This is a genomic window from Clostridium estertheticum, assembly GCF_011065935.2.
GTDB classification, from domain to species: Bacteria; Bacillota; Clostridia; order Clostridiales; family Clostridiaceae; genus Clostridium_AD; species Clostridium_AD estertheticum_A.
Genome location: NZ_JAAMNH020000001.1, coordinates 4,515,041 through 4,528,120, shown reverse-complemented (window position 1 = coordinate 4,528,120; position 13,080 = coordinate 4,515,041). Strand labels below are relative to the sequence as shown.

Below are 13,080 nucleotides of genomic sequence, written 5' to 3'. Positions count from 1 at the left end.
ATGTATCCTCCTTATGCCTCCCAGGTTAGTTGACGGGTTAGGGTAGAGGAACCCCGCTTTATTATAAAGCTTCACCCCAAAATTAAATCCCCGGTACTTTCTTTGAAAGATTCGGCTATTGCATCATAATAATACAATGATAATAAAAAATCAAGCAAGTTCACTGAAAATTTATATCTGGATAGATGAGATAGCAGAATTTAACAAACAAGCTCTAGATTCATTAAGACAGCCATTAGAAGATGGCAATGTAACTATATCAAGAGTAAAGTATACCAATACATTGAAAATCACACTCAATTATAGCTCATAAAAGAGAATCAATATTTTTGAATTTGTTCACAAGAAAAAAACGAAAGCTCAAATATATGTTTAAATATCTGCAATTTATTTAATTATAAAAATAAATTGTAGATATTTTTGTTTTTATTTTGATAAAATTGTTGTTTGAAATAACTCGAATAGTGTCGAAACAATAAAAGAATAAATTGGAAGGGAAAAAATAGATTGGTTGTAAATTGTTTCTTACTACTTTATTTAAAAAGCTTAGATTTTACAATAAGACGTTATTTGAATTAAAGCTATACTGGTAAATTTTTCACTTTTCATAAAAGTTAAGGAGGAAATAGCACTAAAAAACCTCTATGCAATATTTTAACAAGAGAGTTTAATATAGTATTGACATCTCATTTACAGTAAAGAATTTCAAATGTCCTTCGTTCACTGTTTCGACAGGGTTCGGGTTTGTTTTAAGTAGGTTTTCAAATAAAGTAAATTTGATTATAGTGAATGTAAATAATGGATTAACTTACCTATAAATATGGATTATCTTACCTCTTGCAATTCGACATATTAGGGTTATAATACAATTAGTTTGTTATTTGCATACAAAATCCTTTTAGGGAATTTTGTGTAGGATATATAACATTGAAGGCTAAAATGTTAAAACAAACCTTAAAAAATGGAATATAATGATACAATTTTTTAAAAAACTAAATTGTACAAGTTTTAAGTTATTAACAAGATTTTATAATATTAATATTATAAAAATTTCATTTAATTATCAAAAGTATTCTGCAAAATTCAATAATTTAATTAAAAATTTCGTGAAACTAAAAATTATCAAGTCTTTAACTACTACGTTACTTTAAAGCAGAATTACTCGGTTTTATAGTAACAAAAAAAATATCTCCTTAGGGGGTGTAGTTAAAGAAGACAGAATTGTACTCTTTTAAAGAGACTACAATTATTATTATGTTTTTATTTTTAAAAAATAAAAAGTATATATTAATGGGAGGTACAAATCATATGAAACAAATCAAAAAATCACTAAGCGTATTCATGGCAGCAATATTTGTAATGGCTGGAATCTTAGGAAATGTTACAGCAAAAGCTGCAACAGTAGTTTTTCCAACGGTAAATTATGTTGGGATAGAACATTCACCACTAATAGTAGGGGATACTGAGAAATTTACAGTAACTTCAAATTATACAGGTGATGTTCAATACAGAGCATTTCAATTCAATGGTAAAGCATGGACGGAATTAACAAAGGGATACACAGCACCAGTAGATGCTAAGACACCTTATGTGCTACCAGAAACAGCAAAATATACATTAGGACAACACAAACTTTCAGTTTGGGTAAAAAAAGCTGGAACAACAGGCGTTAAATCAAATAGCCTTGGTAGCTTTGATACTTACTATTCAGCAGCACTTAACTGCGTTGCTAAAGATGACGCTAACAGAGTATATGCTAATGGAAATCCAGATTACAATGTTAATGGATTGAAATTAACTTTTAACAAAATAGAAGGATTATCAGGAATTGAAGGACCATACACATACAGATTACACATACTAGATACAAAAACTGGGGTATGGACAAAGAGAGCATCATTATATAGTGAAACTCCTTCATACACATTTAAAACAGCAGGTACTTACGTTGTAGTTGTACATGCTAACACAATTAATTCAACAACTTGGAAAAATTATTTAGCAGAAGACAAAACAGTAGCTAATCAAAAGTCAACATATGGTACATATGAGGCTTGGAAAACAATAGTGGTAACTGTTAAAGCCGATGCAACAGAAGAAATATTTAAAACTACTATTAAACCATCTGTTACTGGAGTTGGAGCAATAGGAAGTGTAACTTTAACAGCTGATGGCGTTAAAAACTTTCCTACAGCTAAAAAATACCAAATATTTGATGGCGTAACGCCTATATCAGCTATTGTTGACTTAGGAACATCTACAACGGTTTTCCCAGCAAAAGTTACAGGCGATAAAGTAAATGTTAAATTACTTGATGCAAGTGAAGCAGTAGTTAAAGAAATACCAGTAGATCTAGGACAAGCAGGAACAATTATAGTTAAAGCACCAGTTGAACCTACTAAAGTAGAAGTTAAAGCAACAGTAAAACCATCTGTTACTGGGGTTGGATCTTTAGCCACTGTTACTTCAACTCAAGAGGGAGCAGTTAATTATCAATTATTTGATGGCGAAAATCCTATTTCAGCTAATGTTAAATTAGGAACAACTACAACAGTTTTTCCAGCAAAAGTGGTTGGAGATAAAGTTATAGTTAAATTATTTAATGCAGCTGGAACAGTAATTGCAACAACAGAACCAGTAGCTTTAGTAGCTGCTCAGTAATAACTTTTAAAAGAACTTTAATCCTTAATTAAAATTTAATTAGGGGTAGTTAATAAAAAATATTAAAATCAAACTAAAATAATCGGAGGTAGAATTATATGAATAAGAAAATTACAAGTTCAGTTCTCGCTGCTGTAATGATAGCAGGAACAACATCTTTCTCAGCGTTTGCTGCAATGGCTAGTGGTACTGTGGTAATAGGAAACAAAGCATTTGACATAAATTACGTTAATGATCCAGCAAATCTTGCTGAAATCACTAATGAAATAGTTAAAGGTGGTACAATTTATGTTAAAGGTTTTGACGGAAATTGGGTAGACAATGTTACAGGATTAAAAGTAGCAGCAAGTATGATACCAGCTGTAACTTATAAAGGCATTGATAATAAAGAAGTTCCATTTGCTGCTGGAGATAAAGATGCAGTAACTACTCCAACTGTAACATCAGTAAGTGCAGTTAACGCTAGAACTCTTGAAATTAAATTTAACATGGCAGTTGATGCTACAGATGCTGCAATTACAACAAAATATGATGTTGTTGGGGAAAGTATTACAAAGGCAGTAGTTGCAGAAGATGGCAAAACTGTTACTTTAACAACTGCTGACGAGTTAAATGTATCAAATGCTAAAGTTACAGTTTCACCAATAAAAACAAAAGCTGATACTACTGTTCTAACTCCTGAGTTCAACACATTGCTTACATTTGTAGATACAACTCCACTTGCTGTTAAATCTATTGATGCAAAAGGAACTACAGCTGTTATTACTTTTGATGAACCAGTAAAAGATCAAGGAACAGTAAGTTTGGATGGTGTTCAACTTGCTACTACTCAATATACATTATCTGATAACACACTAACAATCACAGGATTAACTGCTGATAAATCTTATAAAGTAGATATTGTCGGAGCAACTGATTTCGCTGGAAATATGTCCAACCCTATCGCTGTTAACTTTACAGTAGCTAAACTAGTAGTTGATAGTTCAAAGCCAACTGTATCTTCTACAGTTAATGGAACTGAAATAACTTTTGATTTCTCAGAAGAATTATCTAAGCAAAATCTTGATGCAACTGTTGGTCCAAACACAACTGTTGAAGAGTATGCAAAAGTAACTGTAGGAACTAGTGTTTTCTACTTAACTGATGCTCAAATAAAAGATACTACTGATAAAACTAAATTCACTCTAGATGCAGTATCTGCTTTAGATACAGCGAAATTCATAAATACAACTGTTAAAGTAGAAGGACAAAAGGATCTAGCTTCCAATGCTGGAGATGCATTTGAATTCAATGCTACTCTAGCTAAAGATACAACTCCTGCTACTCTTTCATCTAATTCAACTAAATTGTTGGTAGCTGATAATACAGCTGTTACTACAGATGTAGATGCACTATACCTTACTTTTAACGAACCAGTAAAAGTTAACGGTAATTTAACTCTAAAAACTAAAAACGGTATTGTTTATACTACTGGAGCTGTGACAGCTATAAATGAAGTTGCTGGAACTGGTTTTGATGTTGATGGTAACGGTAAAATTGAGGGTTTTGAAAAGAATACTATTAAAGTTGATATGGACTTAGATAGTAACTCAGCATACACTTTCCAATTAGCGGCTGGATCTGTAACAGACATGTCTGGAAATGTAAATGGAACTGCTATTACATTTGATGCTACATCTGGTACTTTCCAAGTTTTACCTGGAACAGTTACAGCTTCATTAGTTTTTGGAACTACACCAGTTGTAGTTGATAATACTAATAATAGAGTATTCACAGCTGAGTATGCTTCAAACGTTACTGCGTCAGCAACAATTGCTGCTAACTATACTCTTGGCGGAAAAGCATTACCTTCTGGAACTGAACTTCAGTTTGTAGATGGTACTAAAAAAGTAAGATTCACATTACCTGAAGGATCTATCACTGCTAATGGTAGCTATGTTCTTGAAGCTAAGAATGTTGTAGATGCGGCTGGAAATACTTTGAAAGATGGCAAAGCAACTGTACTAGTTCCACTAAAAGAAAGTGTTGCTCCAATAGCTTCAAAAGTAACTGTAGTTGATAGCAGAAATTTAACTGTTGGATTCTCTGAAGTACTTGTAGCACAGGCAGCTCCTACAGGAGTTATTGTGAGAATTAATGGAATTGTTGCTCCTGCAGTAGCTACTGTAAATGCTAGTGGTGAGGTGGCTATTAAAACTACTAACGACTACTCATTAACAGATACAATTACTGTTGAGTTAAAAGCTTCAAACTTAGCAGATACAAATGGAAATAATGTTAAAGATGGTGTTATTTCTAAATAAAAAGTCAAGATTAAGTAAGCCAGATTCAATTAACAAATAAGGCAATGGTATTTAAAAGAAAGGCTCTGTAGAGATATCTCTGCAGGGTCTTTCTTTTGTAATCGCAGTGTGGTAATGTTTGAGGTAGGTTCAATTAAATAAAAAGCAGAGGTGCCGTTTATGCAACGTATATTACAAATTGATTATTTGAAAGGTCTTGCTATTATTTTTGTAATACTTATACATACTATGACAGTGAAACAACTAGATTTTATTGGGGCACCCTATTATATATTACAGGCAGTTCCAGTTTTTTTGTTTTTATTTGGATACAACACTACACACTCCTATGTAATTCGTGGGATGAATAATTTGAAAAGCTGTTATGAAAGAGCATATTTAACTAAAAGAATTAAAAAGATTTTAGTGCCCTATGCTTATATTTGGATATTGCAATTACTTGTCATCATAATTTTAAAAATGCCCATAACAAAGCAGGACATAATTTATAACTTTATAATAGGAGGTTGGGGACCAGGAGGTTATTTTATACCTATAATACTACAATTAATATTAATAATTCCTTTGCTCTATAAGGCTGCACAATATAATAGATACTTTATGCTAATATCATCCTTTATTATAAATATGGGTTTTGAACTATTTTCATATTATGCTAATATATCTAATTCTATTTATAGAGTTGTAGCAATCAGATATTTGTTTATAGTAGCACTAGGAGTTTATTTGGCCTTGTATGAGATAAAAAATAGAAAAATACTTTTTGTGGGAGCTTTATTTAGCTTAATATATATAACTAGCATAAACTATTTCGGGTTAAATCTACCTGTGTTTCATGCGTGGAAAAGCCAAAATGCACCATCATTTGTGTGGCCATTTGTCTTAGTGTTAGTTGGGTTAAATAAATTACCAGCATATTCGAGAACATTTATTGGCCTGGTATTAGCAAAAATCGGTCAAAGGTCATATCATATTTTTTTATTTCAATCAGTATTTTTTATATTTCTACCAAATGTGACGAGACATCTAAAAAGCTACTTTAGTATTACTCTTTACTTTACTATTCCAGTAAATATACTTTCATGTGTATTTTTAGGAATAGCATTTTATTACTGCGAGAATAAAATTTCTAACTTTTTAAATTTATATAAGCAAAAGTAGTTAGTAGTAAGCTCATTTCGTTAGCAAAAACCCATTATAAATAAAGATATGTAGCATTGCATAAAGTTATCCTTAAAATGGTTCATGTTGATTAAAAAAGTGTATGAAAACAAACAGTCATTGTTTGCTTTCATACATTTTTTCGCTATATAATATATAATATATTACAATGATAAGGAAAATCTCATATAAAGGTAAATGAAAGTTTAAAAGCAGACAGCTTTTAACTTAACGATAATAAAAAAGTGGGGATAATCATGCTGAAATGGATATTAAATAAAGGACTAAGGTTTCAAATAATACTAATATTATTAATAGTACTAATGGTTCCTGCAGGGGTATTAACCTGGAGCCTTGTATTTCCCTCTAAAGCTTCAAAAGTATTTAGGACCATGCAAGAGGATAGGCAAAGTAATTTATTGCTATACATAGATGAAAATTTGAACAAGGAGCAGTTATACAATTTAAATCAAAACAAAGAGGACATATCAAAAGATGGCGAAGAATTAGCTTCAAAGCTTAAATCATTTTCTAGGACAGTAAGAGAGACAAGCCTCGGAATCTATCTACCGAAATATAAAAAGACATATACCTTTGGCAATATTCATAGCAATGCTATGACATTACCGCAAGAGCAACCGGGAAGTGAATTTTTTCAAAGTTTAGATGAAGTAGCAGAAACGAAAAAAGATAAAGTTCAATATATAAACTATAAAAACCGAGAAATTTTAATGTGTTTTCATGCCATAAAATATAATTCAGAGGTTACTGGTGTTACTTGGGTTGCTACAGCTATTCCACCTGAATTCCGTTATGAGAGGCCGGTACTCGCATATGTAGGTATATTTGGACCGGCTGGACTAATAATAGGACTAATTTTAATGATAATAATAGTAAATAACTCAAATAAAAGTATTTATAAAATTGGACGTGGGCTGGAACTTATGTCAAGGGACCTTTCCTATAGGCTTGATCCCATGGACGGTGATATAGGTAAGGTTGCAAAATCAATTAATATTATGGCGAATTCCCTTGAAAAGAAAGAAAGGTTAGAGGAACAGCTAAAAAGGTCAGAAAAGCTTGCGTCTCTAGGACAAATGATATCAGGAGTAGCACATGAAATTAGGAATCCATTAAGCATAATAAGAGGAACTGTTCAGCTCATGGAAAAAAACTTTAAAAATGTAGAGGGCTTAGAGGAGTATGTAAGAATAGTTGTGGAACAATCTGATCGAGAAAATAATGTTATCCAAGAGCTTTTAGATTACGCAAGGCCGTCAAAACAGTTAATGATGAGACTTAACATTAATGTTTTGATAAATGGAGTTTTGTCCTTCACCAATAAATATATTGGAGAAAAGCATGTAAGGTTAAACCTGGAATTAGAAGATGAAATGCCGGAGCTTTTAATGGACTGTGATAAAATCAAACAGGTTTTTGTTAATATGATTTTAAATGCCTGTGAAGCTATGGAGGCTGGCGGAACTCTAAGTATAAGAACTGAAAAAGATGATAAATGGGTAAGAACCTATTTTGAAGATACAGGAGTAGGAATGGATGAACTGGAAATAAAAAATATATTTAATCCCTATTATACTACTAAGCCAAAGGGCACAGGACTTGGACTTGCAATAAGCAACGGGATAATTGAAATGCATGGCGGATATATAAAAGTTACCAGTAAAAAAGGTGAAGGGTCAAATTTTGTTGTAGAATTACCAATTAGTGATAAGGAAGGTGATAGTGTTGGGTAAGATTTTAGTGATAGATGATGAAGAGTATATAGGTTGGGTCATTAAAAAAGCCTTTGAACCTACTAGTAACCAGGTTTCACTATGCCTTTCTGGAAAAGCGGGACTTTTAGAAATGCAAAGGCAAAGTTATGACTTGATATTTTTAGACCTGCGACTCCCAGATATAGATGGAATGGACTTGCTATTAGAATTAAAAAAAATACAGCAGCACGTAGCTGTTATCATCATTACAGCTCATGGCAGTATAGATACAGCCATCGAGTGCATGAAACGTGGGGCTTTTGATTATATTACAAAACCTTTTGATGTGGATGAGCTATTGCTTCAAGCTCAGAAGGCTATGGAAATGGGAAGGCTTAGAGGAGAGCTCAGCTATCTTAGAGGTGAAGTTATAAAAGATATTGATGACACCAGGTTTTCTAGTAATAATGAAAGGGTAAATTCAGTATTTAGATCCATTGCTCAGGTAGCAGAAACTACAGCTACAGTGCTTATAACTGGTGAAAATGGAACTGGAAAAGAATTGCTTGCAAGAAGAATACATCAGAAGAGCAATAGAGAAAATTATGCTTTTGTAGTCTATAACTGCAGTACTGAGTCTGAAATCACAATTGACAGTGAACTCTTTGGAAGTGAAAAAACTAATTTAATAGGAGAAATGGAAAGAACCCTTGGAAAATTTGAGTTAGCAGATAATGGCACAATTTTTATAGAGGAAGTAGGGGCAATGAGCTTAAGTATCCAAGCAAAGTTACTTAGATTAATAGAAGAAAAAGAGTTTCAAAGAGTTGGTAGTAATAGCAATATTAAAATTGATGTTCGAATTATTGCTACATCTAGTAAGAACTTAGCTGTGGCAATTGACGAAGGAACCTTTAGAGAAGATTTATATTACAGATTAAATGTGCTTCCCCTTGAATTACCACCTTTAAGACAGAGGAAAGAGGATATTATAGATTTAGTAGATTATTTTATTAAAAAATATGATATAGGAGAAAAAATATCTGAAATAACACCTGAAGCCATTAAGTTTCTTAAAAATTATCATTGGCCTGGTAATATACGTGAGCTGGAGAATGTGGTAGAAAGAATTGTAATTTTAAGTGAGGAAAAAACACTTAGGGTAAACAATCTTCCTATGGAAATACTTGGTCAAAGAAAAAATATCAAAGAACCAATTATTTATTTTCCAGAGGAAGGTATAAATTTAGAAGTTGTAGAAAGAGAGTTAATTTTAAAAGCCCTAAAATTAAGTGGTCAAAATCAGAGTAAGGCGGCTGGGCTTTTATCAATTACTCGCTCCGCATTAATTTATAGGATGCAAAAACATCATATAGATTAATTTTAAATAAATAGCTCTAATAAATATTAACTCTAATGAACATGAATGGAAGGTGAAAAGTATTGAAATTAAATTTACGTACAAAGTTCAAGGATGGGGTTTCAAAAATAACTATTAAAAAAGTAATTATTCTTGTAGTAATGGTTATAGCTATAGTTGCAGTATACAAAAGTAGTATAGTACAGAATAAATTTTTTGCTTCAAAGGCTGTAATTAATCAGAATACTACTATTGCAAAAAAAGGAAATTTAAATGTGATAGTAACTGGTTCAGGTCCTATATATTTTACAAACGACAGTAAAATATATTCGAAAATAGGTGCCACAGTTACAAAGGTTAATTATAAAGAAGGAGATATAGTTAAAGCTGGGGATATAATATATGAATTAGATGATACTGATGCACAGACAACAGTGAATTCAAATTTGAATAGTTATAAACAAAATCAAATATCAGCGGGTTCAAGTGATGATGCAGTAAATAATCTATCAATTAAAGCAACTTTAAGCGGACTTATTAGTGACATTGCAGTAAATCAAGGAGATACAGTTCAAAAGGGAGGTACAGTTGTTACCATAGCTGATACCACAAAACTTAAAGTATTGTTAAGCTATAATGCTTCAGATATGGGTCAAATAGCCCTTGGTCAGACTGCCAAAGTATATATAACTTCATTAAAGAAGACCGTAAATGGAAGTGTGACTAATATAAATAACCAGTCAAGTGGAAATAACTTAGGTGGACAGGCAAGCAATGTTGAAATTCAAATTAATAATCCAGGTGATCTTTTAGGAGCAATGACTGCAAGTGCGGATATTTTAGCTGCAAAGGGTACAGTATCAAGCACTGGCACAGCAGCCCTGGATTATGTGAAAAAGCAGAATATTACAAGCTCAACTGGTGGAACAGTCCAAAGTATTTCAGTTACAAAAAATCAAAAGGTTTATTCAGGACAAGTACTTTTAAAAATGAAAAATGCTGATATTACTAGAGCTAAAGAGAACTCAGATCTACAACTCGCAAATGCTAAAACTGAGATGGATTTAAAAGCAAAGCAACTTAATAATTATAAAATAATAGCTCCTATTGCTGGAGTAATAACAAAAATAACTAACAAAGTTGGCGATACTGTTAAAGCAGGCGATGAGATCTCTGATGTTTCAGATCCAACGCAAATGCAATTTGATGTACCTGTGGATGAGCTAGATATAGCTAAGCTTCAGGTTGGGCAGAAAGCAAGTATTACTGTAGATGCACTTCCAGCTACTTTAAAAACTCCTGTAATTGGAGAGGTTGCAAAAGTTGCAGTAACTGGAACCTCAGAAAATGGAGTAACCACTTTTATAGTAACTGTTAAAGTTAATGATAACTTAGATAAGCTTAAGGGTGGAATGAATGCAAATGGTGAAATAGAAGTATCTAATAAGGAAAATATTTTGTATGTACCTATAGAAGCGATAACTACACTTAATGGAAAAAGTTTTGTGTACCTTAAGGGAGCAGGTTCAGGTTCTGCACCAGCAGGAATGACAAGAAATGGTGGAGGGTATGGACAGGCACCAACTAGTACAACTACTAATGGAAATAGTAAGAGGAGTGAAGCTACAGTAAGTACTAAAATAGCTTCTAATGGTAACGCTTCTGGTTTTGGTGGTAGAGCTTCAGGAAGAACCAGTGGTACTTCAAGTACTGCTACAAATAAAGTGCAAAGCTATTATGCTGGTTCAATACTAACTGAGGTCCAAGTTGGATTAAATAATGACAATTCTATTGAAATTACTAGTGGTTTAAAAGAAGGAGATGTGGTTGTTTTACCAGAAACTAAGGCTGCGTCTACAACTACAACTAAGGCTGCTACAACTGGAGTAGGTGGCATGGGCGGCGGTGGCTTTAGTGGCGGAGGAGGCAGAGGAAATTAATGATTCAAATAACTGATATGTACAAGATATATACCATGGGACAAAATAAAGTAACTGCACTTAATGGCATAAGTTTGCATATAAACTTACATGAATTTGTTGCCATAGTTGGGCCTTCTGGCTCAGGGAAATCTACCCTTATGAATATGCTCGGATGCTTAGATGTACCAACTTCTGGTAGTTATAGATTAGACGGCCTTGAAGTGAGCAGATTAAAGGATGATAACCTAGCAGAAATAAGAAATTTTAAAATTGGATTTATATTTCAGAAATTTAATTTACTCCAAAAACTATCGGCACTGGAAAATGTGGAACTACCACTAATTTATCAAGGAGTCCACAATAAGGAAGCCAAACGCAGAGCAATGGAAGCTCTAGCAACGGTTAGCCTTAAAGAAAGAATGCACCATAGACCTAGTGAACTATCAGGAGGTCAGCAACAAAGAGTAGCTATTGCTAGAGCACTAGTAACAAGACCTCCAGTACTTCTTGCAGATGAGCCTACTGGAGCACTAGACAGTAAAACTGGAATAGAAGTAATGAGTATTTTGAGAGAGCTTAATTCAAATGGTAATACGATCATTTTAATAACGCATGATAATGATCTTGCAGCTGTGGCAAAACGTATTATAAGAATATCAGATGGTCAAATTACTGAGGACAAGGAGTTGGTATAGTGAAATTTATTCAAGCTTATAGAATGGCTATAAAAAGTATAGTCTCAAATAAGGTAAGATCTTTCCTTACTATGCTGGGAGTTATAATTGGTGTAGCTTCAGTAATTATTGCTGTAGGTGTTGCACAGGGAAGTACCTCTAGTATAACAAGCTCACTTTCTGGGCTTGGTTCAAATTTAATAAATATAAATATAACAGGAAGAGGTAGCAACAGAAATGTTACTTATGCTGAGCTCAAAAAATTTCAAAGTGACAATAGTACTATAATTTCTGATATTGCTCCTCAGGCCTCCAGTAATGGTACAGTAAAATCAGGAAATTTAAGTAGATCCACTTCAGTTTTGGGTACGAGTCCTGAGTATGCAAACATTAATAGTACCACAGTCCAAGAGGGTAGATTTTTGATCCAGTTGGATATTGATTATAATCAAAAGATAGCAGTTATAGGAACAGCTGTTGCTAATGATATTTTTAAAGGCCAAAGCCCCATTGGAAAGACTATGAAAATATCAGGACAGCAATTTAAGGTTGTTGGAGTTCTCACCCAAACCGCAAATGGAGTGGACTCCTCAACGGATGATAGAGTTATTATACCAATAAGTGTAGCAACAAAGCTTAGCAAATCAGCTGTTATCAAAAGCTTTTCTGCTCAGGCAACTAGTGCTACTACTGTAAATCAATCTGTTACAATCTTAACTACATTTCTGACTAAGATTTATAAAAGTACCAATGCCTTTAGAGTTACCAATATGACGGCGGTTCTATCTTCACTTAATTCAATTACAACAACCCTTACAGTGGTTCTTGCAGGTATAGCAAGTATATCCCTTGTAGTAGGTGGAATAGGAATAATGAATATTATGTTAGTTTCCGTAACGGAGAGAACTAGAGAAATAGGAGTTAGAAAGGCCATTGGAGCAAAAAAACGTAACATATTAACACAGTTTTTAATTGAAGCCCTTATGGTTACAGGTATAGGTGGTATTATGGGGATAATTGCGGGCGTTTGTACTATAAAATTTGTTATAGGTGGTTTGAAATTGGTGCCAGAGGTCTATTCAATTCCTTGGATCATACTTTCATTTGGAATTTCACTTTTAATTGGAGTGGTTTTTGGAATGTATCCAGCCAACAAAGCTGCAAATTTAAATCCGATAGATGCCTTAGCATACGAATAATAAGACCCTCGGGGGTGACTCGAATGGTGTCGAAAAGAGAGAAGGACAGTTGATGTCCTTCTCTCTTTTCTTGAAAATATATTTA

General features: G+C 33.1%; 8 protein-coding genes, 1 pseudogene and 1 riboswitch. All 9 genes and pseudogenes read left to right on the top strand.

Annotation, left to right across the window (positions count from 1 at the left end; translation table 11 throughout):
- Positions 1 to 127, bottom strand: a riboswitch (cyclic di-AMP (ydaO/yuaA leader).
- 57 nt (positions 128 to 184) lie between these two features.
- Positions 185 to 283 (top strand): annotated as a pseudogene (locus tag G9F72_RS27690) (ATP-binding protein); the annotation flags it as partial.
- Positions 284 to 1,308: 1,025 nt separating this feature from the next.
- Positions 1,309 to 2,661 (top strand): hypothetical protein, encoded by a 1,353-nt coding sequence (locus tag G9F72_RS21535; RefSeq protein ID WP_164958265.1) that lies wholly within the window; start codon positions 1,309 to 1,311, stop codon positions 2,659 to 2,661.
- 98 nt (positions 2,662 to 2,759) lie between these two features.
- Positions 2,760 to 4,964, top strand: a complete 2,205-nt coding sequence (locus tag G9F72_RS21530; RefSeq protein ID WP_164958266.1) for an S-layer homology domain-containing protein — start codon at positions 2,760 to 2,762, stop codon at positions 4,962 to 4,964.
- A gap of 159 nt (positions 4,965 to 5,123) precedes the next feature.
- On the top strand, positions 5,124 to 6,125 hold the full coding sequence (locus G9F72_RS21525) for an acyltransferase family protein (protein WP_164958267.1): 1,002 nt from the start codon (positions 5,124 to 5,126) through the stop codon (positions 6,123 to 6,125).
- 257 nt (positions 6,126 to 6,382) lie between these two features.
- Entirely contained in the window at positions 6,383 to 7,879 is a 1,497-nt protein-coding gene (locus tag G9F72_RS21520; RefSeq protein ID WP_164958268.1) for a two-component system sensor histidine kinase NtrB, read from the top strand.
- A complete protein-coding gene (locus tag G9F72_RS21515; protein ID WP_164958269.1) occupies positions 7,872 to 9,221 on the top strand; it encodes a sigma-54-dependent transcriptional regulator in 1,350 nt (449 codons plus the stop codon). The genes G9F72_RS21520 and G9F72_RS21515 overlap by 8 nt, the downstream gene beginning before the upstream one ends.
- Positions 9,222 to 9,283: 62 nt before the next feature.
- A complete protein-coding gene (locus tag G9F72_RS21510) occupies positions 9,284 to 11,140 on the top strand; it encodes an efflux RND transporter periplasmic adaptor subunit (protein ID WP_164958270.1) in 1,857 nt (618 codons plus the stop codon).
- Positions 11,140 to 11,817: an ABC transporter ATP-binding protein gene (locus G9F72_RS21505; RefSeq protein ID WP_164958271.1), complete on the top strand. Its 678-nt coding sequence runs from the start codon at positions 11,140 to 11,142 to the stop codon at positions 11,815 to 11,817. Before G9F72_RS21510 ends, G9F72_RS21505 begins: the two co-directional genes overlap by 1 nt.
- Positions 11,817 to 12,995 carry an ABC transporter permease gene (locus G9F72_RS21500; RefSeq protein WP_164958272.1) on the top strand — a complete coding sequence of 393 codons (1,179 nt, stop codon included), beginning with the start codon at positions 11,817 to 11,819 and terminating at the stop codon, positions 12,993 to 12,995. Before G9F72_RS21505 ends, G9F72_RS21500 begins: the two co-directional genes overlap by 1 nt.
- Positions 12,996 to 13,080 lie beyond the last annotated feature (85 nt).

Bases quoted from the DNA above. Each gene is read 5' to 3' on its own strand.
- G9F72_RS21525 (WP_164958267.1), top strand. From the start codon at position 5,124: ATGCAACGTATATTACAAATTGATTATTTGAAAGGTCTTGCTATTATT.
- G9F72_RS21505 (WP_164958271.1), top strand. From the start codon at position 11,140: ATGATTCAAATAACTGATATGTACAAGATATATACCATGGGACAAAAT.
- G9F72_RS21530 (WP_164958266.1), top strand. From the start codon at position 2,760: ATGAATAAGAAAATTACAAGTTCAGTTCTCGCTGCTGTAATGATAGCA.
- G9F72_RS21535 (WP_164958265.1), top strand. From the start codon at position 1,309: ATGAAACAAATCAAAAAATCACTAAGCGTATTCATGGCAGCAATATTT.
- G9F72_RS21520 (WP_164958268.1), top strand. From the start codon at position 6,383: ATGCTGAAATGGATATTAAATAAAGGACTAAGGTTTCAAATAATACTA.